18 protein-coding genes are annotated in these 22,119 nt (G+C 67.0%); 12 read left to right on the top strand and 6 right to left on the bottom strand.

Features of this window, described 5'->3' with window-relative positions; all coding sequences use genetic code 11:
- Positions 1-6 precede the first annotated feature (6 nt).
- Complete coding sequence (gene rpmG / locus ACTWJ5_RS30960; protein WP_009614117.1) at positions 7-162, top strand: 50S ribosomal protein L33; 156 nt, start codon at positions 7-9, stop codon at positions 160-162.
- Positions 163-1,056: 894 nt separating this feature from the next.
- Here rpmG and ACTWJ5_RS30955 read toward each other — a convergent pair.
- The gene (locus tag ACTWJ5_RS30955; protein WP_089390755.1) at positions 1,057-1,419 is read right to left on the bottom strand and encodes a cupin domain-containing protein; all 363 of its coding nucleotides are present in this window, start codon (positions 1,417-1,419) and stop codon (positions 1,057-1,059) included.
- Between the two features lie 271 nt (positions 1,420-1,690).
- On the opposite strand from ACTWJ5_RS30955, the gene ACTWJ5_RS30950 reads away from it, so the two are divergent.
- Positions 1,691-3,184, top strand: a complete 1,494-nt coding sequence (locus tag ACTWJ5_RS30950; protein WP_009614115.1) for an aldehyde dehydrogenase — start codon at positions 1,691-1,693, stop codon at positions 3,182-3,184.
- 156 nt (positions 3,185-3,340) lie between these two features.
- The gene (locus ACTWJ5_RS30945) at positions 3,341-4,510 is read left to right on the top strand and encodes an MFS transporter (protein WP_444437163.1); all 1,170 of its coding nucleotides are present in this window, start codon (positions 3,341-3,343) and stop codon (positions 4,508-4,510) included.
- 293 nt (positions 4,511-4,803) lie between these two features.
- Here the strand turns inward: ACTWJ5_RS30945 and ACTWJ5_RS30940 are convergent, their stop codons facing one another.
- From ACTWJ5_RS30940 to dadR, 3 genes are all read right to left on the bottom strand, one after another.
- The gene (locus ACTWJ5_RS30940; protein WP_444437162.1) at positions 4,804-6,357 is read right to left on the bottom strand and encodes a phospholipase D family protein; all 1,554 of its coding nucleotides are present in this window, start codon (positions 6,355-6,357) and stop codon (positions 4,804-4,806) included.
- A gap of 45 nt (positions 6,358-6,402) precedes the next feature.
- Positions 6,403-7,722 carry an NAD(P)/FAD-dependent oxidoreductase gene (locus ACTWJ5_RS30935; RefSeq protein WP_444437161.1) on the bottom strand — a complete coding sequence of 440 codons (1,320 nt, stop codon included), beginning with the start codon at positions 7,720-7,722 and terminating at the stop codon, positions 6,403-6,405.
- A gap of 105 nt (positions 7,723-7,827) precedes the next feature.
- The gene (gene dadR, locus ACTWJ5_RS30930) at positions 7,828-8,316 is read right to left on the bottom strand and encodes a transcriptional regulator DadR (protein WP_009614106.1); all 489 of its coding nucleotides are present in this window, start codon (positions 8,314-8,316) and stop codon (positions 7,828-7,830) included.
- 163 nt (positions 8,317-8,479) lie between these two features.
- Between dadR and ACTWJ5_RS30925 the strand changes: the two genes are divergently transcribed.
- The 9 genes from ACTWJ5_RS30925 (at position 8,480) to ACTWJ5_RS30885 (ending at position 19,044) form a co-directional block, all read left to right on the top strand.
- Positions 8,480-11,038 (top strand): intermembrane phospholipid transport protein YdbH family protein, encoded by a 2,559-nt coding sequence (locus ACTWJ5_RS30925; protein WP_444437160.1) that lies wholly within the window; start codon positions 8,480-8,482, stop codon positions 11,036-11,038.
- 18 nt (positions 11,039-11,056) lie between these two features.
- Entirely contained in the window at positions 11,057-11,248 is a 192-nt protein-coding gene (locus ACTWJ5_RS30920; RefSeq protein ID WP_009614103.1) for a YnbE family lipoprotein, read from the top strand.
- An 11-nt stretch (positions 11,249-11,259) separates the two neighbouring features.
- Positions 11,260-11,604 carry a YdbL family protein gene (locus tag ACTWJ5_RS30915; protein ID WP_444437159.1) on the top strand — a complete coding sequence of 115 codons (345 nt, stop codon included), beginning with the start codon at positions 11,260-11,262 and terminating at the stop codon, positions 11,602-11,604.
- 352 nt (positions 11,605-11,956) lie between these two features.
- A complete protein-coding gene (gene dadA / locus ACTWJ5_RS30910; RefSeq protein ID WP_116425181.1) occupies positions 11,957-13,252 on the top strand; it encodes a D-amino acid dehydrogenase in 1,296 nt (431 codons plus the stop codon).
- Complete coding sequence (locus ACTWJ5_RS30905) at positions 13,227-13,580, top strand: RidA family protein (RefSeq protein WP_043268137.1); 354 nt, start codon at positions 13,227-13,229, stop codon at positions 13,578-13,580. Before dadA ends, ACTWJ5_RS30905 begins: the two co-directional genes overlap by 26 nt.
- 112 nt (positions 13,581-13,692) lie before the next feature.
- On the top strand, positions 13,693-14,772 hold the full coding sequence (gene alr, locus ACTWJ5_RS30900; protein WP_444437158.1) for an alanine racemase: 1,080 nt from the start codon (positions 13,693-13,695) through the stop codon (positions 14,770-14,772).
- 168 nt (positions 14,773-14,940) lie between these two features.
- Positions 14,941-15,489, top strand: coding sequence for a cupin domain-containing protein (locus ACTWJ5_RS30895; protein ID WP_009614094.1), 549 nt, complete (start codon positions 14,941-14,943; stop codon positions 15,487-15,489).
- Between the two features lie 158 nt (positions 15,490-15,647).
- Positions 15,648-16,073: a c-type cytochrome gene (locus tag ACTWJ5_RS30890; protein WP_074983207.1), complete on the top strand. Its 426-nt coding sequence runs from the start codon at positions 15,648-15,650 to the stop codon at positions 16,071-16,073.
- 1,132 nt (positions 16,074-17,205) lie between these two features.
- Positions 17,206-19,044 carry an acetyl-CoA hydrolase/transferase C-terminal domain-containing protein gene (locus tag ACTWJ5_RS30885; RefSeq protein WP_444439690.1) on the top strand — a complete coding sequence of 613 codons (1,839 nt, stop codon included), beginning with the start codon at positions 17,206-17,208 and terminating at the stop codon, positions 19,042-19,044.
- 134 nt (positions 19,045-19,178) lie between these two features.
- Here ACTWJ5_RS30885 and ACTWJ5_RS30880 read toward each other — a convergent pair whose 3' ends face one another.
- On the bottom strand, positions 19,179-19,751 hold the full coding sequence (locus ACTWJ5_RS30880; protein WP_249918408.1) for a xanthine phosphoribosyltransferase: 573 nt from the start codon (positions 19,749-19,751) through the stop codon (positions 19,179-19,181).
- A 317-nt stretch (positions 19,752-20,068) separates the two neighbouring features.
- Positions 20,069-22,078, bottom strand: a complete 2,010-nt coding sequence (gene rep / locus ACTWJ5_RS30875) for a DNA helicase Rep (protein WP_444437157.1) — start codon at positions 22,076-22,078, stop codon at positions 20,069-20,071.
- Positions 22,079-22,119: the final 41 nt, after the last annotated feature.

Genomic DNA, 22,119 nt, shown 5'->3' with positions numbered 1-22,119 from the left:
GCAATCATGCGTGAACTGATCCGTCTGGTGTCCAGCGCCGGTACCGGCCACTTCTACACCACCGACAAGAACAAGCGCACCAAGCCTGAGAAGATCGAGATCAAGAAGTTCGATCCGGTCGTTCGCAAGCACGTGATCTACAAGGAAGCCAAGATCAAGTAATTGATCCGGCCCTTGCGAAGAAACCCGCCAATTGGCGGGTTTTTTCATGTCTGGATGGCGGGGGCTTTTGTAGGAGCGAGCTTGCTCGCGAACGGAGTTTGCGGGTGGCGTAGGTGCTGGGGTTAAGAGCGCCCTCTCCCCAACCCTCGGCTGCGCGCCCCGCCCTGAAGGGAGAGGGGGCTGTCCTGAGCGACGTGTCGGTCAGGCGCCATCCTCCCACCCTCGTCATTCCCGCGAACGCGGGAACCCAGCTGCCTTCTTGCTTGGTGTAGCGCGCCGCTCCGAGTCTGCGGAGATTTCTCGTTTCGCCCCCTCGGGCGAGTCCCTTTTGTCAAACGCCACAAAAGGAACCAAAAAGGCTTGCCCCGCATACGGGCCCGACAGAGTCGGGCTACCCTCGCGAATTCCCCCGCCACGGAGGCCCGCCCCGAGGGTACGTCCCTGTAGCCCGCGGGGCTCTCGCGACATCCATGTCGCATGACCTCCTGAGCGGGGGTTTCGCTCGGCCTTCTGAAGGGGCGTTTCGGAGTGCGCGGAGGTTTCTCTGGAAGTCCAAGAGCAAAAGCCAGAGCAGAGCTGCTTTTGCTTTTCGTAGGAGCGAGCTTGCTCGCGAACCCCGCAGTCACTGGGTTCCCGCGTTCGCGGGAATGACGATGTGGGATTAGGTGTTCCAGGCTGACTCCAAACTCCCCACCCACTCCGAACAGCCCCCTCTCCCTTCAGGGCGGGGCGCGCAGCCGAGGGTTGGGGAGAGGGCTCTCTTGAGCCCAACACCCACGTCACCGGTAACCACTGTTCGCGAGCAAGCTCGCTCCTACGAAATGCGAGCACCACGCAGAAACAAAAACGCCGCTTCCCCTCACCGGAAAAGCGGCGTTTTTCGTCAAACAGCTATCAAGCCTTCTGTTCGAAGATCACATAAACCTTGCGGCAAGGCTCCAGCACCTCCCAGGTGCCCTTGAAGCCGGCCGGGATGACGAAGCGATCGCCGGTGCGCACGGTCTTGGCGCCGCCGTCGGCGTCGCGGATCACCGACACGCCCTGGAGGATCTCGCAGTATTCGTGCTCGGTGTAGCTGACGGTCCAGTGGCCGACCGCGCCTTCCCAGATGCCGACGTTGAACTGGCCGCAGGGGCTGCCGTAGTGGTTGCGCACGCTTTGCTCGGGATCGCCCTTGAGGACCTTCTCCGGCGCCGGGCGGTAGTGCTCGGCGGCGGTGCCGGCCTGGGCGAAGTCGACGATCTGCTCGATGTTCATGCTGACTCTCGTTTTATTGTGGGTTGTGCGAGTGCCCCCGCCACTGCGGGCGGGCCCGGACGGAGGCGGAATCGATCGAGTCTATGTTTAATAAAACGAACGTGACAAGGCGTTTTGGCGCCAAAGTGTCAAAAATATTGAAAATTCGCCCATCCCGGTTTAGGGTGGCGGACAGCGTGGCCCTCGCGCCGCCTTGCAGAATTTCTGACAGCGCGCCCATCCCCGGGGCGCCGGGACTTCGATAAGTAATTCAATAAGAGGACAAGTTGTCATGAGTACCCTCACTCGCGCCGACTGGGAAGCTCGCGCCCAGAACCTGAAGATCGAAGGCCGCGCCTTCGTCGACGGCCAGTACGTCGATGCCGCCGATGGCGCCACCTTCGACTGCATCAGCCCGGTGGATGGTCGCTTCCTGGCCAAGGTCGCCAGCTGCGACGCCGCCGACGCCGAGCGCGCCGTGCAGGTTGCCCGTGCCGCCTTCGAGTCCGGCGTGTGGTCGCGCCAGGCGCCGGCCAAGCGCAAGAAGGTCATGATCCGCTTCGCCGAGCTGATGATGCAGCACGCCGAAGAGCTGGCCCTGCTGGAAACCCTGGACATGGGCAAGCCGATCAGCGATGCGCTGAACATCGACGTCGCCAGCGCCGCCAATAGCATCCGCTGGAATGCCGAAGCCATCGACAAGGTCTACGACGAAGTCGCCGCCACCCCGCATGACCAGTTGGGCCTGGTCACCCGCGAAGCCGTGGGCGTGGTCGCCGCCATCGTGCCGTGGAACTTCCCCCTGCTGATGTCCTGCTGGAAGCTCGGCCCGGCCCTGGCCACCGGCAACTCGGTGATCCTCAAGCCCTCCGAGAAGTCGCCGCTGACCGCCATCCGCGTCGCCCAGCTGGCCGTCGAGGCCGGCATCCCGAAAGGCGTGCTGAACATCCTGCCGGGCTTCGGCCACACCGTGGGCAAGGCCTTGGCCCTGCACATGGACGTCGACACCCTGGTGTTCACCGGTTCGACCAAGATCGCCAAGCAACTGATGGTCTACGCCGGCGAGTCGAATATGAAGCGCGTATGGCTGGAAGCCGGCGGCAAGAGCCCGAACATCGTCTTCGCCGACGCGCCTGACCTGAAGGCCGCCGCCGAATCCGCCGCCAGCGCCATCGCCTTCAACCAGGGCGAAGTGTGCACCGCCGGTTCCCGCCTGCTGGTGGAGAAATCCATCAAGGCCGAGTTCCTGCCGCTGGTGGTCGAAGCGCTGAAGGCCTGGAAGCCGGGCAACCCGCTGGACCCGGAAACCAACGTCGGCGCGCTGGTCGACACCACCCAGATGAACAACGTGCTGAGCTACATCCAGGCCGGCCACGACGACGGCGCCAAGCTGGTGGCCGGCGGCAAGCGCACCCTGGAAGAGACCGGCGGCACCTACGTCGAGCCGACCATCTTCGACGGCGTGACCAACGCCATGCGCATCGCCCGTGAGGAAATCTTCGGGCCGGTGCTGTCGGTGATCGAGTTCGAGGACGCCGAGGAAGCCGTGCGCATCGCCAACGACACCCCGTACGGCCTGGCCGCCGCGGTCTGGACCAGCAACCTGTCCAAGGCCCACCTGATCGGCAGGGCCCTGCGCGCCGGCAGCGTGTGGATCAACCAGTACGACGGCGGCGACATGACCGCTCCGTTCGGTGGCTTCAAGCAGTCGGGCAACGGCCGTGACAAGTCGCTGCACGCCTTCGATAAATACACTGAACTGAAGGCCACCTGGATCAAGCTGTAAGCTGTCCAGGCTAGGTCGGCCCCCTCGCCGGGGCCGGCTCTGACAAAGAGCCATACCCGCGGCCGGGTTTCCCTTGGGGAGCCCGGCCGCTTTGCATTGCGCGCTGGGCTCGGCCTCTGGCCCGGAGTGCGCTCCGGATGGAACGGGAGAACGACAATGCGTTGGGGTGCCTATTTCGCTGTCTGCCTGTCGGTCATCAGCATCGGCCTGGCCCTCGGCCTGACCATGCCTCTGGTGTCCTTGCGCCTGGAAAGCTGGGGCTACGGCAGTTTCGCCATCGGCGTGATGGCCGCCACGCCAGCCGTCGGCGTACTGCTCGGCGCGCTCATTTCCGGGCGCCTGGCCGCCCGCCTCGGCACGCCGCGGCTGATGCGCTGGTGTCTGCTCAGCGGGGCCTTTTCCGTCGGCCTGCTGGCGCTGCTGCAGAACTACCCGGTGTGGCTGGTGCTGCGCCTGCTGATCGGTGTGCAACTGACCGTAGTGTTCATCCTCGGCGAAAGCTGGATCAACCAGCTGGCCGTGGAGAAATGGCGCGGCCGCCTGGTGGCCCTGTACGGCACCGGCTATGCGCTGAGCCAACTGTCCGGCCCGGTGCTGCTGACCTTCATCGGCACCGCCGACGACCGCGGCTTCTGGCTGGGCGTCGGCCTGCTGGTGTGCGGTTCGCTGCTGCTCGTCGGTCGCGGTGGCGCGCCCAAGGTAGACCCGCACAGCGCCTCGGGGCGCGGCCTGTTCGCCTTTTGCGCCAAGCTGCCGGCCATCGCCTGGGCGGTGGTGCTGTTCGCCGGTTTCGAGGCGATGATCCTCACCCTGCTGCCGGTCTACGGCGTGCGCCAGGGCTTCACCCAGGCGGTGGCGCTGACCATGGTCACGGTAGTGGTGGTGGGCGACGCGCTGCTGCAGCTGCCCATCGGCTGGCTGGCCGACCGGGTGTCGCGGCAGACGCTGTTCAAGGGCTGCGGCATCGTCCTGCTGCTGAGCAGCCTGGGCATCCCGCTGCTGCTGCACGGGCCGGCGATCTGGCCGGTGCTGGTGCTGTTCGGCGCGAGCGCCGGCGGGTTGTTCACCCTGTCGCTGATCCTCATCGGCGAGCGCTACCGCGACGATGCGCTGGTCCGCGCCAACGCGCACATCGCCCAGCTGTGGGGCATCGGCTGCCTGATCGGGCCGCTGACCACCGGCGCGGTCAGCCAGTGGGTGAGCGGCCATGCGCTGCCGCTGATGATGGCCTTGGGCGCCTTCGGCTTCGTTGTGCTGGTGTGGCGCAAGGGCTTGCCGCCGGCGGAGTTGCAGGGCGATGAGCTGCCGGAGGCTAGCGGGCGTTAGGTTCGGGGCTCATTGCTCTTCGGAGGGGCGAGGGGATGCCTGGTTCTTGCTCGCGAAGGGGGCTTTAGGTGCTGGGTTTAAGAGCGCCCTCTCCCCAACCCTCGGCTGCGCGCCCCGCCCTGAAGGGAGAGGGGGCTGTCCTGAGCGAAGGGAGAATCCTGAGTCATCCTGAAACGCCTAACCCCACCTCGTCATTCCCGCGAACGCGGGAACCCAGGGTTCGCGAGCAAGCTCGCTCCTACGAAAAGCTGGGCAGCGGGCCCTGCCCGCGATTTCGTACGCAGGGCGCGCTCCTACAGCATCCTCTCCAGCCCGATGGCCCCGGCAATCCAGGCGTTGAAGCGACGCCACAGGCTGCCCGGCTCGTGGTGCAGCACGTGCGGATGGCCGTCGCGCTCGTCCACCCAGGTCAGCCGCGGTCGGCTGCCGCTGCGGTCGATGCGCACCTGATAGCTGACACTGGGCGACATCCCGGCCAGCGCCAGCTTGCGCGTCTGCTCCGCCAGTTCCGGGCTGTCGACGATGACGCCGACCTCGGTGTTCCAGATGATCGAGCGCGGGTCGAAGTTGAAGGAGCCGATGAACACCTGGCGCCGGTCGAAGACGATCGCCTTGCTGTGCAGGCTGGCGCTGCTGGAGCCGCGCACCGTCCAGGGCGCGCCGGCCAGGCGCTGGTCCGGCTGGGCGCGCAGTTCGTGGAGCTGCACGCCGTGCTCCAGCAGGGCCATGCGGTAGGGCGCGTAGCCGGCGTGCACGGCGGGCACGTCGGTGGCTTCCAGGGAATTGGTCAGCAGGCGCACGCTGACGCCGTTGTCGGCGCGGCCGGTGAGGTAGGTGACGCCGCTGTCGGTGGGCACGAAGTAGGCCGAGACCAGGATCAACTCCTTCGACACCTGGCGGAACAGCGGTTCGAGCTGGGTGCTCAGCTGCTGCAGCGGGCGGCTCTGGCCGCGGTCCAGGACCTTCAGCGGATCGTCCCAGATGGCGCGGCCCGGGGCCCAGACCAGGTCGTCGAGCCAGGTGTCCAGGTTCGACGAGGCCTCGCGCAGGTGCAGGCGCTGCAGGTAGGCGGAGTGGCGAACCCGGCTCTTCTCCAGGTAGCTGTCCAGGCCGCGCCGGGCGCGTTCGAGGTCGGCGCGCTCGGGTTTGCCCCACAGGTAGTCCTCGATGGGGCGGCTGATGGCGCTATTCCAGTACTGGTCGAAGCTTTGCCCCAGCTCCGTGGCCACTGGTCCGACGCCGAGCAGGTCGAGGTCGCTGAAGTTCATTTCCGCCTTGGCGCCGAAGTACTCGTCGCCCAGGTTGCGCCCGCCGACGATGGCCACGCTGTTGTCGGCCAGCCACAGCTTGTTGTGCATGCGCCGGTGCTGCTCGGCGAGGTTGAACAGGCGCCCGAGGTTGCGCGTGATGCCGGTGCTGCGGCCCAGGTGCAGCGGGTTGAACAGGCGCACCTGGATGTTCGGGTGGGCGGCCAGCACGCCGATCTCGTAATCCCAGCCGTCGCTGCTGGTGTCGTCGATCAGCACGCGCACGCGCACGCCGCGGTCGGCGGCCTTGAGCAGCTCGTGGATGAGCGCGCGGGTGGTGAGGCCGTCGTGGACTATGTAGTACTGGATGTCCAGGCTGCGCTGGGCGGCGCGGATCAGCTCGGCACGGGCGAGGAAGGCGTCGCTGCTGGAGGCCAGCAGGCGGAAGCCGGAGGCGCCGGGGTGCGCCGCCGCGCGCTGCTGCACGGCGTCGCCGAGGGCCGTGCCGCCCGGCGACAGGGCGTGCGAGGGCGTGGGCAGGGGAACGCTGGCGCAACCGCCGAGCAGCAGCAGCGCCAGCAACAGGAAGCGTTGTAGCAAGCGGGAGTCTCCAGGCCGTCCGCCGCAGCGGAACTGCCGGAGATTCTAGCCGCTCAGCGCCTCCTTGAAGCGATACCAGGCCATGCCCAGCGCCAGCAGCGGCGAACGCAGCAGCTTGCCGCCGGGGAAGGTGATGTGCGGGACCTTGGCGAACAGCTCGAAACCGCTGCCCTGCTGCCCGGCGATGGCCTCGGCGAGCAGCTTGCCGGCCAGGTGGGTGGCGTTCACCCCGTGGCCGGAATAGGCCTGGGCGAAATACACGTTGGGCTGGCCGGGCAGGCGGCCGATCTGCGGCAGGCGGTTGGCGCCGATGCCGATCATGCCGCCCCACTGGTAGTCGATGCGCACGTCGGCCAGGTGCGGGAATACCTTGAGCATCTTCGGCTGCATGTAGGCGGCAATGTCCGCCGGGTCGCGCCCGGAATAGTGGCAGGCGCCGCCGAACAGCAGGCGGTTGTCGGCGGAGAGGCGGTAGTAGTCCAGGGCCACGCGCTGGTCGCACACCGCCATGTTCTGCGGCAGCAGCTCGTGGGCGAGGTCCGCCGGCAACGGCTCGGTGGCGATGACGTAGCTGCCGGCCGGCAGCACCTTGCCGTCGAGGTAGTTGTTCAGGCCGTTCTGGTAGGCGTTGCAGCCGATCACCAGGGTCTTGGCGCGCACGCTGCCCTTGGCGGTGCTCACCCGCACTTCGGCTCCGTAGTCGATGTGGGTGACCTGCGAGTCCTCGAACAGGCGCACGCCCAGGGACTGCGCGGCGGCCGCCTCGCCCAGGGCCAGGTTGAGCGGGTGCAGGTGGCCCGAGCCCATGTCCACCATGCCGCCGACGTAGCAGTCGGCGCCGACGATGCTGCGCATTTCCTCCTGCGGGACCAGGCGCAGCTCGTGGGTGTAGCCCAGGCTCTTGAGCTCTTCGTAGTCCTCGCGGAAGCCCTCGACGTCCGCGGCCTTGTTGGCCAGGTCGCAGTAGCCCCAGGTCAGGTCGCAGTCGATGCCGTACTTCTCCACGCGCTGGCGCACGATCTGCACGGCCTCAAGGCCCATCAGCTTGAGCTGGCGCACGCCGTCCTTGCCGACCACCGGCTCGAACTGCTCGACACCATGGCCGACGCCGCGGATCAGTTGGCCGCCGTTGCGCCCGCTGGCGCCCCAGCCGATCTTGTGGGCCTCCAGCAGGACCACCGAGAAGCCGCGCTCGGCCAGCTCGATGGCGGTGTTCAGCCCGGAGAAGCCGCCGCCGATGATGCACACGTCGGCCACTTCCTCGCCGGCCAGGGGAGGGCACTGGATGCGACGGTTGGCGGTCGCGGCGTAGTAGGAAGGGGCGTGCTGGTCGGTGTGCACCGGGAGGCGAACGCGGGCGTTCATGTGCGATATCCTGATTATTGTGTTGTTAAAATTTTACGCAGGATAAACGCCGGCTTCCCGCCACGCCAAGGGGGGAAGCCGTAAAAACTCGACAAACTGTTGCGATCAGTCGGGAATCGGCAGGGTCAGGCTCTCCTTGACCTCTTCCATCACGATGTAGCTCTTCGACTCGCGCACGTGGGGCAGCTTCAGCAGGATGTCGCCGAGCAGCTTGCGGTAGGAGGCCATCTCCGAGATGCGCGCCTTCACCAGGTAGTCGAAGTGGCCGGACACCAGGTGGCACTCCAGCACGTGGGGCAGCTTGAGCACGGCGCGGCGGAAGTCCTCGAAGGTGTCGCCGGACTTGTAGTCCAGGCTGATCTCGACGAACACCAGCAGGCTGGCCTTGAGGTACTGCGGGTTCAGCCGGGCGTTGTAGCCCATGATGATCCCTTCGCGCTCCAGGCGGCGCACCCGCTCAGTGCAGGGGGTGGTGGAGAGGCCGACGCGCTCGCCCAGCTCGGTGAAGGAAATGCGCCCTTCTTCCTGGAGGATGCGCAGGATGTTGCGGTCGATCTTGTCCAGTTCGCGGCGGCTTTGGTGCTGGGTTCTCATGGAGGCTGCTCGGGGGCGGTGCTTATGGTTGGTGATTGTCGCCAAATATAGACGTTAAGCCAGTGGATATCACTGCCCCTTGATCTTCTGCGGGCACGCCGCCAGCCTGTTCCCAGGTCCGCGCCGGATGCGCGGGCCTTCCACTTCGCCGCCGGAGCCTGGCATGCGCTCGACCCGTACCCGAATCCTGCTGTTGCTGGCGCTGCTCATCGCGCTGCTCGCCGTCTGGGCGGGGCAGGCCTGGCAGCGGCTGCTCGCGGAGCAGGGCATCACTGGCCTGGAGTGGCAGGGGCCGGGCATTTCATTGGACGGTCTGACGCTGCAACGGCTGGCCGTAACGCGGGAAAAATCCGCTTCGCGCCTGGAAATCCAGGCCGATCAACTGCGTCTGGGCTGGCCGCGGCGTATCGACGGGCGCTGGCGCCTGGGTGGCCTGGAACTGCAGCGGTTGCATGTGGGTTCCTGGCCCGCCGCCGCGGCGACGGAAGAGGCGGGGGAATGGCCGACGCCCGACCAGGTGGGCCTGTGGCTCGGCCTGCTGCCGCAGCGGACCGTCCTGCAGCACGCCGAGTTCGAACTGCCCTGCGCCGGGCAGCAGCGCTGCACCCTGGTTGGCAGCCTGCACTGGCAGCAGCTGCCCGGCAATGCCGCGTCCCTGGCCGCCGAACTGCAGCAAGGCGGCCAGCGCCTGGCCCTTGACGGCACCCTGCGCCCGGAACAGGACGCCTGGCGGCTGGCACTGAAGGCCGATCTGGATGGCGAATGCCTGGCCGACCTCGACGCCAGCTGGGCGCCGACCGAGCGCCATTGGCGCGGTAGCCTGGCCAGCCCCGGAGTGCCGCCGCTGGACGCCGTGCGCGCCTGGCTGGCGCCCTGGTTGCCGACGCCGACCCTGCCGGTCTCCCTACCCGAGGCTGGGCGCCTGCGCCTGAGCTGGGACAGCACCCTGGGCGGCGATGGCCCCTGGCCGGACTGGCCCGCACTGCGCGACAGCCAGGGCGAACTGGAGCTGGCCATGCAACTGCCGCAGCCCTGGCCGCTACCGGGCCTGGGCGCGTTGCAGGGCGACCTGCAACTGCAGGCGGCCGCGACCACGCCGGGGCAATGGCGGCCGCGGGTGCTGGACGGCGACCTCTACCTGGCCGACCTCTACGGCGACTGGCTGCAGGCGCTGCCGGTGGGCCTGCGCCCGGCCAGCCTGCGCCTGGGCCTGCAACCCGACGACAGCGCCCCCGGCGCGGTACGCCTGGACCTGCGCGGCAAGGGCGCCAGCGACCTGCGCCTGCAAGGCGTGCTGGCGCTGGTGGAGGGCGAAGCCTTGTCCCTGGCCCTGAGCCAGGCCCGTCTGCTGGCCCAGGTGCCGGACCTGCAACTGCCCGGCCTGCGCCTGGGCAAGGCGGCGCTCGACCTGCCGCTGGACGGCGAGATTGGCCAGGCCGCGGCCAGCCTGCGCCTGGGCAAGGGCGCCAAGCTGAGCCTGGGCAGCCTGACCGGGCCCCAGGGGCTGAAGGCCGCCAAGCTCGGCGCGACGACGGACAAGGCCAGCCTGGCGCTGGGCTACGCCGCCGGCCAGCCCTTCAGCCTGGGCTTCGACGGCGCGGTGCAACTGTCGGCTGGCGAGCTGCGCCAGGCGCACCTCAAGCCGCTCGCCTGGAGCTACCAGGGCCAGCTCGGCGCTGGCCTGGCGCAGCAACAGCTCAAGGGCCGGCTGCAGAACAGCGGGGGCCTGGCCGCCGACGTCGAACTGCGCCACCAGGCCGATGGCAGCCTGGAGCTGACGGCGCAACTGCCGGAATTCTTCCTGCGCAGCGGCAACCCGCTGGCGGCCAGCCTGGCCGACTGGCCGGCGCTGCTCAGCCTGAACAACGGCCGCCTGCAGGCCCGCGCGCAATGGCGCCTGCCGCCGGGGCAGGGCGCCCAGCAGCTGGACCTGACGTTGAACGGCCGGGGCCTGGAAGGCGTCTACGACCGCAGCGAGATCCACGGCCTGGACGGCGAGGCGAGGCTGCAACTGCGCGGCTCGCAGCTGACGCTGCAGTTGCCCGGCCTGCGGGTGGAGCAGCTCAACCCCGGCGTGCTGCTCGGGCCCCTGCAGTTCCAGGGCGGCTACAGCGCCAGCCTGGACCAGCCGCTGGCCGGCCGCCTGGACTGGCGCCAGGCCGAGTTGAAGCTGTTCGGCGGCCGCGCCTGGCTGGACGGCGGCACGCTGCAACTGGCCCGCGAAAACCCCGCGCAGAGCCTGCATCTGCAAGGCGTGCTGCTGGAGGAAATCCTCAAGGCCTATCCCGCCGAGGGCCTGGCCGGCAACGGCATCCTCGACGGCGAGCTGCCGCTGCTGCTCGGCCCGGGCGGGCTGCGCATCCAGGGCGGCCAGGTCGCCGCGCGGCAGCCGGGCACCCTGCAGTTCCGCTCGGAGAAGATCCGCGCCCTCGGCCAGAGCAACCCGGCCATGCAACTGGTGGCGACCATGCTCGACGACTTCCGCTACGAGCGCCTGGCCAGCCGCGTGGATTATGCTGAGGGCGGCCGCCTGCTCCTGGCCCTGGCCATCAGCGGCCATAACCCGGCGCTGGAGCAGGGGCGGCCGGTGAACCTCAACGTCAACCTGGAGGAGAACATCCCGGACCTGCTGACCAGCCTGCAGCTGAGCGACCGGGTCAGCGACACCATCCGCAAGCGCGTGCAGGAACGCCTGCGCAACCAGTCACCTGCCGCGCCCTGATCGCAAGGAGAACACCGCATGCGCCCATGCGCACTCATCGCCGTCCTGGCCCTGCTCGGGCTCAGCCAGGGCTGTACGCCAACGGTACAGCTGGCGGCGCCCAAGGAGCCGATCAACATCAACCTCAACGTGAAGATCGAGCACGAGATCTACATCAAGGTCGACAAGGCCCTGGATGGCATCATCAACGAGAACAGCGGTCTGTTCTGAGGAGCTTCTACATGACACTGCGCAGCAAACTCGGCGTCGCCCTGCTGGCCCTTTGCGTCAGCCTGCCGGTCCTGGCCATGAGCCTGGAGCAGGCCATGTCGGCCCTGGGCGGGGCCAAGGCCCAGGGCCTGGTCGGCGAGCAGTCCGACGGCTACCTCGGGGTGGTCAGCAACAGCGGCCAGGCGGCGGACATCGCCGCCCAGATCAACGCCGCGCGCCGCGCCGAGTACCAGAAGGTGGCCGGCCAGAGCGGCGCCAAGCTCGGCGACGTGGAAGCCCTGGCCGGCAAGAAGGCCATGGACCGCACCCCGTCCGGGCAATACATCCAGCTCAATGGCAAGTGGGTACGCAAGTAAGGGGATTTCCCTGGCGCCGCCGCCTGTCGGGCGGCGCCTGCGACCCGGCGTCGCGGCAGCGCTTATTCCTGTCGGCACTGGCCCTGGCGGGAGTAAATCCCGCGTTCGCCAAAGCGCACCGAATTAGTTGCTGAAAACCGCGATCCGACATACTTGCATGGCTATGGATTTTTCAGGTGTTTTTGTGGGTTATCTGGTGGATGCGACTCCGTGAAAGGCGTTTTCACCAAGAATTTCCTTCAATTACCGCCTGTTAAATAGTGATTATTTCTGCGGTCGAATTCCTATACTGCGCGCAACTGACGTTCAAAATAAGAAACGTCGCGTGCCCCACGCGACGTGGGAGGCAGCGATGCGCGTTCTGGTTCTTGGCAGCGGTGTGATCGGCACCGCCAGTGCTTACTATCTGGCCCGTTCCGGTTTCGAAGTGGTGGTGGTCGACCGCCAGCCCGGCCCGGCCCTGGAAACCAGCTTCGCCAACGCCGGCCAGGTTTCCCCCGGCTACGCCTCGCCCTGGGCCGCCCCGGGCATCCCGCTCAAGGCCATGAAGTGGCTGCTGGAGAAGCACGCGCCGCTGGCCATCAAGCTCACCGGCGACCCCAGCCAGTACGCCTGGATGTGGCAGATGCTGCGCAACTGCAACGCCGCCAGCTACGCGGTGAACAAGGAGCGCATGGTGCGCCTGTCCGAGTACAGCCGCGACTGCCTCGACGAACTGCGCACCGAGACCGGCATCGCCTACGAAGGCCGCACCCTGGGTACTACCCAGCTGTTCCGCACCCAGGCCCAACTCGACTCCGCCGCCAAGGACATCGCCGTGCTGGAAAGCTCCGGCGTGCCCTATGAAGTCCTCGACCGCGCCGGCATCGCCCGCGTCGAACCGGCCCTGGCCAAGGTGGCCGACAAGCTGGTCGGCGCCCTGCGCCTGCCCAACGACCAGACCGGCGACTGCCAGATGTTCACCACCAAGCTGGCCGAACTGGCCCAGGGCCTGGGCGTGGAGTTCCGCTTCAACCAGAACATCCAGCGCCTGGACTTCGCCGGCGACCGCATCAACGGCGTGTGGATCGATGGCCAACTGGTCACCGCCGACCACTACGTGCTGGCCCTGGGCAGCTACTCGCCGCAGATGCTCAAGCCGCTGGGCATCAACGCCCCGGTCTACCCGCTCAAGGGCTACTCGCTGACCGTGCCGATCACCAACCCGGACATGGCGCCGACCTCGACCATCCTCGACGAGACCTACAAGGTCGCCATCACCCGTTTCGACCAGCGCATCCGCGTCGGCGGCATGGCCGAGATCGCCGGTTTCGACCTGTCGCTGAACCCGCGCCGCCGCGAAACCCTGGAAATGATCACCACCGACCTCTACCCCGAGGGCGGCGACGTCAGCCAGGCGACCTTCTGGACCGGCCTGCGCCCGGCCACCCCGGACGGCACCCCGATCGTCGGCGGCACCCGCTACCGCAACCTGTACCTGAACACCGGCCACGGCACCCTGGGCTGGACCATGGCCTGCGGCTCGGGCCGCTACCTGGCCGACCTGATGGCGAAGAAGCGCCCGCAGATCAGCACCGACGGCCTGGACATTTCCCGCTACAGCAACGCCTCGGAGGCTCAGAATGGCCATCCAGCGCCTGCACACTAATGGCCGCATGAGCCAGATCGTCGTCCACAACGGCACCGTCTACCTGGCGGGCCAGGTGGGCGACGACATGGCTGCCGGCGTCGAACAGCAGACCCGCGAAGTCCTGGCCAGCATCGAGCGCCTGCTCGAAGAGGCCGGCACCGACAAGACGCGCATCCTCTCGGTGACCATCTACCTGAAGGACATCGACGCGCACTTCGCCGGCATGAACGCCGTCTGGGACCAGTGGCTGCCGCAAGGCACCGCCCCGGCCCGCGCCACCGTGGAAGCCAGGCTCTGCGAGCCGGAGATCCTGGTGGAGATGTCGGTGGTCGCGGCCCTGCCGTAAATCCTTTGCGTGGGGCCTGGTCGGATTGCCAGGCCTTTTTTTGCTTCACGGCCTTCGTTGGCGCGGGTTCGCCCGCGGCTGCGCCGTACCCGAATGACAGAGAGTTCCCGCCATGCGTCCAGCCCGTGCCCTGATCGACCTCCAGGCCCTGCGCCACAACTACCGCCTGGCCCGCGAAGTCAGCGGCGCGCGTGCGCTGGCGGTGGTCAAGGCCGATGCCTACGGCCACGGCGCGGTGCGCTGCGCCAAGGCCCTGGAGGCGGAAGCCGACGGCTTCGCCGTGGCCTGCATCGAAGAGGCCCTGGAGCTGCGCGAAGCCGGCATCCGCGCGCCCATCCTGCTGCTGGAAGGCTTCTTCGAGGCCAGCGAGCTGGAACTGATCGAGCGCCATGACTTCTGGTGCGTGGTGCACTCGGCCTGGCAACTGGAGGCCATCGAGCGCGCCCGCCCGGCCAAGCCGCTGACGCTGTGGCTGAAGATGGACTCGGGCATGCACCGCGTCGGCTTCTTCCCGCAGGACTACGCTGCCGCCCTGGCGCGCCTGCAGGCCCTGCCGCACGTGGCCAAGGTGGTGCTGATGAGCCACTTCGCCCGCGCCGACGAGCTGGACTGTGCGCGCACCGAGGAACAGGTCGCCGCCTTCGAGGCCGTGCGCGCCGGTCTGGGCCAGCCCTACGAGGTCAGCCTGCGCAACTCCCCTGGCATTCTCGGTTGGCCGAGCGTGCCCAGCGACTGGGTGCGCCCGGGCATCATGCTCTACGGCGCCACCCCCTTCGAACAGGCCCAGCCGCTGGCCGACCAGCTGCGCCCGGTGATGACCCTGGAGTCGAAGATCATCGGCGTGCGCGAACTGCCGGCCGGCGAGCCGGTGGGCTACGGCGCGCGCTACGTCGCCGAGCGCTCGGTGCGCGTCGGCGTGGTCGCCATGGGTTACGCCGACGGCTACCCGCGCCACGCGCCAGACGGCACCCCGGTGTTCATCGACGGCCAGGCCAGCCGCATCATTGGCCGGGTGTCCATGGACATGCTCACCGTCGACCTCACCGACCTGCCCGGCGCCGGCCTGGGCAGCCGCGTCGAGCTGTGGGGGCCGAACGTCCCGGCCAGCCAACTCGCCAGCCTGTGCGGCAGCATCCCCTATCAATTGTTCTGCAACCTCAAGCGCGTACCGCGGGTCTACAGCGGCGACTGAGCGACGAACTGCGTAAAGTTTGCGCAGTATCCGAGGCCGATCTGTTGTAAATACTGAACGGTGTTGCCATGATACGGGCACTTCGGAACCCGCTCGCCGCAAGGCGCAGGCGGGTTCCGCCCGTTAGAGCCTGGCAGAACAAGAAATAAGATAAGGAGGACCCCACCCTTGGACGTTGGCGCTCGCCTACAAGCCATCCGTAAACTCAAAGGGCTGTCCCAGCGTGAACTCGCCAAGCGCGCGGGCGTCACCAACAGCACCATCTCGATGATCGAGAAGAACAGCGTGAGTCCGTCGATCAGCTCCCTGAAGAAGGTGCTGGGCGGCATTCCCATGTCCCTGGTGGAATTCTTCTCCCTGGACATCGAGCAGGACAGCAACACCCAGGTGGTCTACAAGGCGGACGAGCTCAGCGACCTGTCCGACGGCGACATCATCATGAAGCTGATCGGCAAGGCCTACCCCAGCCGCGCCATCACGCTGCTCGACGAGACCTACCCGCCAGGCGCCGACACCGGCGACGACATGTACTCCCACGAAGGCGAGGAGACCGGCGTGCTGGTCGAAGGCCGCCTGGAGCTGACCGTCGGCGACGAGGTCTACGTCCTCGAAAGCGGCGACAGCTACTATTTCGACAGCACCCGCCCGCATCGCTTCCGCAACCCCTTCGATGCGCCGGCGAGGCTCATAAGCGCGACGACTCCGGCAAATTTTTAGAGGCGGCTGAGCCGCCTGCGACCGTATGACGCAAGGCCCCCGCGGGCCCTGCAATTGTTTCAGACGCGCGCTCTTCCGTTATACTTGCGGCCGCCCGCGCTAGCTAGACTGCGATGGAAACCGTGCCCGGGCGTACAAGCCACGATGAGGGTAAAAGGGTGAACCTGATAAAGAAAATCCTGGTGGCCCAGGCCGCCGTACTGGCCCTGATGGCCGCTGGCGCCCAAGCCACGACCAATGACGACATCGCCAAGCGCCTGGAACCGGTGGGCAAGGTCTGCGTCCAGGGCAAGGAGTGCGAAGGCGTCGGCGCTGTCGCTTCCGCCGGAGGTGGCGGTGCGCCGCGTTCGGGCGAAGAGATCGTCGGCAAGGTCTGCACCAACTGCCACGGCACTGGCCTGCTGGGTGCGCCCAAGGTCGGCGACAAGGGCGATTGGGACAAGCGCGCCAAGGACCAGGGGGGCCTCGATGGTCTGCTGGCCAAGGCTATTTCCGGCATCAATGCCATGCCGCCGAAAGGCACCTGCGCTGACTGTTCGGACGATGAGCTGAAGGCGGCCATCAAGCATATGTCCGGTCTCTGAGCCACGGGCTGGCGGGAAAAGCCGCTTACGGGCTGATGCTGTCGGCTTAAGAAAGAATGCCGTTTCTCTGGTTGGGGAAACGGCATTTTTCGTATGGGGGTGGGGATAGGGATAGGGATTGGCTTGCGAAGGCTTGGTTTGCGAACTTTGGTCCTGCGCTCCGATCTCCACCCCGTCATTCCCGCGAACGCGGGAACCCAGTTGCCTTGGCTTGGGTGTTTTTGCGCCGCTCCGAGTTTGCCCTGCCTTCTTGTTTCGCCCCCTCGGGCGAGTCCCTTTTGTCAAACGCCACAAAAGGAACCAAAAAGGCTTGCCCCGCATACGGGCCCGACAGAGCCGGGCTACCCTCGCGAACTCCCCCGCCACGGAGGCCCGCCCCGAGGGTACATCCCTGTAGCCCGCGGGGCTCTCGCGACATCCATGTCGCATGACCTCCTGAGCGCGGGTTTCGCTCGGCCTTCTGAAGGGGCGTTTCGGTGCGCGCGGATGTTTCTCTGGAAATCCAAAAGCCAGAGCAAGAGCGAACGCGCTTTTGCTTTTCGTAGGAGCGAGCTTGCTCGCGAACCCCGCAGTCACTGGGTTCCCGCGTTCGCGGGAATGACGGGGTTGAAGGATAGTGCCCGACTCCAACGCCACTCAGGACAGCCCCCTCTCCCTTCAGGGCGGGGCGCGCAGCCGAGGGCTGGGGAGAGGGTGACGAACTCCCACCCACCCACCTCTGCCAACCCTGACTCCGCTCCCCCTCCCTAACCCTCCCCCGCAAGCGGGAGAGGGGACCGTTCGGCGTGAAGCGGAATCACGAAGCTCCCTGAATCCATATGCAAAACACTGGATTCCCGCATTCGCGGAAATGACGAGGAGGTGTAGGAGTTTCAGGATGACTCCAAATTCCCCACCCACTCCAAACGGCCCCCTCTCCCTACGGGAGAGGGCTGGGGTGAGGGAGCGGAGCCAGGCTTGGCCACCTTCTCTGTCCCACCGCACCACTTAAATGAAAAGACGCCGGAGCCTCCCCGCCAGTTTCCGGTCCAAACTTGGACAGGCAACCACGGAGGATCGCACCTTGGCGCACCGCTGCACCCTCGACGAAGCCGTCGACCATCTGCTGGCCGGACTCGATGGCCCGATCCGCCTGGGCCTGCCGCTGGGCCTGGGCAAGCCCAACCATCTGGTCAACCGTCTCTACCGACGCCTGGGCGAACAGCCGGCGCGCCAGCTGACGCTCTACACCGCACTGTCGCTGGGCCGCCCCCAGGCCGGCAGCGAGCTGCAGCGGCGCTTCCTCGAACCCTTCGTCGAACGCCTGTACGGCGACTACCCGGAGCTCGACTACCTGCGCGACCTGCGCCAGGGCAGCCTGCCGCCGAACGTGCGCGTCGAGGAGTTCTACCTGCAGCCGGGCAGCCTGCTGGACAGCGCGCCGGCGCAGCAGAACTACATCAGCTGCAACTACAGCCACGTTGCCCGCGACCTCGACGCCAAGGGCATCAACGCCGTGGCCCAGCTGGTCGCCCGCGACCCGGCGCGGCCCGGCAGGCTGAGCCTGGCGTGCAACCCGGACATCACCCTCGACCTGCTGCCCATGCTACGCCGCCGCCGCGCGGCCGGTGAGCGCATCCTCTGCATCGGCGTGGTGCACCGTGACCTGCCGTACATGCCGGGCGACGCTGAGATCGACGAAGATATCTTCGACCTGCTGGTGGAACAGCCGGAGGACGCCAGCACGCTGTTCTCCACGCCCTACATGCCGGTGGGCTGGCAGGACCACTGCATCGGCCTGCACGCCAGCGCTTTGGTGCTCGACGGCGGCACCTTGCAGGTGGGCATCGGTGCCATGGGCGATGCGGTGACCTCGGCGCTGCTGCTGCGCCAGCGTGACAACACCGCATACCGCGCGCTGCTCGCCGAACTGGAGATCGCCGAGCGCCACGCGGGGCTGATCGACCGCGAAGGCGGCTTGGGCACCTTCACTCAGGGCCTCTACGGTTGCAGCGAGATGTTCGTGCCGGGCCTGCTGGACCTGGCCGAGGCCGGCGTACTCAAGCGGCAGGTTTACCCACAGGTGGAACAGCCGCGCGCGGACGCCGGCGGTATCTGGTTGCACGCTGGTTTCTTCCTCGGCCCGCAGGCTTTCTACCAGCGCCTGCGCGAACTGCCGGCCGAGCGCCTGGCCGGCATCGGCATGACCGGTATCGGCTTCGTCAACAACCTCTACCGCGACGAGGAACTCAAGCGCCTGCAGCGCCGCGACGCACGCTTCATCAACAGCGCCTTCACCGTCACCCTGCTCGGCGCCGGGGTGGCCGACCAGTTGGAGGACGGCCGCGTGGTCAGTGGCGTCGGCGGCCAGTACAACTTCGTCGCCCAGGCCCACGAGCTGCACGGCGGACGCTCCATCCTGCTGCTGCGTAGCTGGCGCGAGAGCGGCGGCGAGGTCAGCTCGAACATCGTCTGGAGCTACGGCCACACCACCATCCCGCGGCACCTGCGCGACATCGTGGTCACCGAGTACGGCATCGCCGACCTGCGCGGGAAGAACGACGCCGAGGTGATCGAAGCGCTGCTGGCCATCGCCGATTCGCGCTTCCAGGACGGCCTCATCGCCGAGGCCAAGGCGGCGGGCAAGCTGCCGGCGGATTTCGAGCTGGAGCGGCGCCAACGCGACAACCTTCCCGAACGCCTGCAGGCGTTGTGTGTGCAACACCGCGCGGCATTGCCGGAATACCCGCTGGGCTGCGACTTCACCCCGGAGGAGCGCGACCTGCTGCGGGCGCTGACCTGGCTGAAGAGCAAGCTTCGGCTCAGCGAGATCCTCGAACTGGGCAAGGCCACCCTGGATGCGCCGGAGCCGGAAGCCTTCCCGGCGCACCTGCAACGCATGGGCCTGGAACAGCCGGATGGCCTGCGCGAAGAGCTCTACCAGCGCTTGATCCTCGCCGGCCTGCACGCCACCCGGGACGGCTTCGTGTAGGAGCGAGCTTGCTCGCGAACGGATTCCGCAGCGGGGTCGTTCGCGAGCAAGCTCGCTCCTACGAAGAGAATGAAGGGCATGAAAAAGGCGGGAACCCTTGCCGGGCGCCCGCCTTTTTCACAGCGCAGCCTGAGTCAGTCGAGGAACTCGACCTCGCCGCCCGCCAGGGACTTCACCCGGGCCAGGGATTCGACGCGGTAGCCTTCGCTTTCCAGCAGGTTGCGGCCGTCCTGGAAGGACTTCTCGATGACGATGCCCAGGCCGGCGATGCTCGCCCCGGCCTGCTGGATCAGGTCGATCAGCGCCTTGGCGGCGTGGCCGTTGGCGAGGAAGTCGTCGATCACCAGCACGTGGTCGGCGGCGGTCAGGTGCCGCGCGGAGATGGCGATGGTGCTCTCGGTCTGCTTGGTGAAGGAGAACACCTTGGAGATCAGCAGGTCGTTCTTCAGCGTCAGCGACTGGAACTTGCGGGCGAAGATCACCGGGATGCCCAGCTCCAGGCCGGCCATGACCGCCGGGGCGATGCCCGAGGCCTCGATGGTGACGATCTTGGTGATGCCCTGGCCCTTGAAGCGTTCGGCGAACTCGTGGCCGATCTGCTTCATCAGCAGCGGGTCGATCTGGTGGTTGAGGAAGGCGTCTACCTTGAGGACCTGGTCGGACAGGACGATGCCTTCGCTGCGGATTTTGTCTTTGAGGGTGTTCAATTGGGGGCTTCCTGGCGGAGCTGGGGCCGCTGATGAAGCGCGCAATTCTACCTCGTAAGCGCCGGCCTGCGCGACCTTCCGACAAAAGAAGAAGTTGATCGGATGGACAGCTTCGGCTGGCCGTCGCCGTGGCATTCCATTGTAGGAGCGCGCCCTGCGCGCGAATCGCGGGCAGGGCCCGCTCCTACAGGTTGGCGGCGAATTTCCCATCCGTGCCAGCATCGTAGGATGGGTTGAGCGAAGCGATACCCATCGCCACGACCGCATGGGTTTCGCAAGCTCAACCCATCCTACGAAGAGCGCGTCGGCGCGCAGGCTCAGCGCTTGAGCAGCGCGCGGATGTCCGCCAGGGCCGCGTTGCCCTTGGCCGCCTTGACCTCCACCGGGGCGTCTTCCTGGCCTTCCCAGACCAGGTCTTCCGGCGGCAGCTCGTCGAGGAAGCGGCTCGGCGAGCAGTCGATGATCTCGCCGTACTGCTTGCGCTTGGCGGCGAAGGTCATGGCCAGGTTCTTCTTCGCCCGGGTGATGCCGACGTAGGCCAGGCGCCGCTCTTCCTCGATGCTGTCGGCCTCGATGCTGGAGCGGTGGGGGAGGATTTCCTCCTCCACGCCGAGGATGAACACGTAGGGGAATTCCAGGCCCTTGGAGGCGTGCAGAGTCATCATCTGCACGCCGTCGGCGCCTTCCTCTTCCTCCTGCTGGCGTTCGAGCATGTCGCGCAGCACCAGCTTGGCGATGGCCTGCTCGATGGTCATGTCGCCGTCCTCGTCGCGCTCCAGGGTGTTCTTCAGCGCCTCGATGAGGAACCAGACGTTGCCCATGCGGAAGTCGGCGACCTTGTCGCTGGAGGCGTTCTGCCGCAGCCAGTTCTCGTAGTCGATGTCCATTACCATGCTGCGCAGCGCGCCGATCGGGTCGGAGCCCGCGCACTGCTCGCGGACCTTGTCGATGAAGCGCTTGAAGCGCTGCAGGCGCTCGACGAAGCGCGCGTCCAGGTGCTCGGCCAGGCCCAGCTCGCCGCTGGCGGCGAACATCGAGCAGCCGCGCTCGGTGGCGTAGTTGCCGAGCTTCTCCAGGGTCGCCGAGCCGATCTCCCGGCGCGGCACGTTGATCACCCGCAGGAAGGCGTTGTCGTCGTCCGGGTTCACCAGCAGGCGGAAGTAGGACATCAGGTCCTTCACTTCCTGGCGGGCGAAGAAGCTGGTGCCGCCGGACAGGCGATAGGGAATCTGGTGGTGCTGCAGCTTCAGCTCTATCAGCTTGGCCTGGTAGTTGCCGCGGTAGAGGATGGCGAATTCGCTGTAGGGCCGCTGGGTCTTCAGGTGGATGGTGAGGATTTCCATGGCCACCCGCTCGGCCTCGGCTTCCTCGTTGCGGCAGCGGATCACCCGGATCGGGTCGCCTTCGCCCATCTCGCTCCACAACTGCTTCTCGAACACGTGGGGGTTGTTGGCGATGAGCACGTTGGCGCACTTGAGGATGCGGCTGGTGGAGCGGTAGTTCTGCTCCAGCATCACCACCTTCAGCGAGGGGAAGTCGTCCTTGAGCTGCATCAGGTTTTCCGGACGCGCGCCGCGCCAGGCGTAGATCGACTGGTCGTCGTCGCCGACCACGGTGAAGTGCGCGCGCTGCTGCACCAGCAGCTTCACCAGCAGGTACTGGCTGGCGTTGGTGTCCTGGTATTCGTCCACCAGCATGTAGCGCACGCGGTTGCGCCACTTCTCGAGGATGTCCGGGTTGTCCTGGAACAGCTTCACCGGCTGCAGGATCAGGTCGTCGAAGTCCACCGCGTTGTACGCGCGCAGGGTGCGCTGGTAGTGCAGGTAGACCATCGCGGCGGTCTTTTCCTTGGGGTTGCGCGCCTGGGCCAGGGCCTCGTCGGGCAGGATCAGGTCGTTCTTCCAGCCGCCGATCAGGTTCTTGATCTCGTCCAGGCCGTCGTCGCCGGAATACTCCTTCTGCATGATGTCCGTCATCAGCGCCTTCACGTCGCTCTCGTCGAAGATCGAGAAGCCGGGCTTGTAGCCCAGGGCGGCGTATTCCTTGCGGATGATGTTCAGGCCCAGGTTGTGGAAGGTGGAGACGGTCAGGCCCTTGCCTTCGCCGGGGCGCAGCAGGGTGCTGACGCGCTCCTTCATCTCGCGCGCGGCCTTGTTGGTGAAGGTGACGGCGACGATGTACTGGGCGCGGATGCCACACTGCTGGACCAGGTAGGCGATCTTGCGGGTGATCACGCTGGTCTTGCCGGAGCCGGCGCCGGCCAGCACCAGCAGGGGGCCGCCGACGTAGTTCACGGCCTCTTGCTGCCGGGGGTTGAGTCGGGACATGGTTCGGGAAGGGTATCGATGGCGAAGCGGGCGGCTATTCT

Origin of the sequence: Pseudomonas sp. A6, assembly GCF_052367875.1 — a bacterium.
Classification (GTDB): domain Bacteria; phylum Pseudomonadota; class Gammaproteobacteria; order Pseudomonadales; family Pseudomonadaceae; genus Pseudomonas; species Pseudomonas citronellolis.
This window is presented reverse-complemented; position numbering and strand designations above follow the sequence as displayed.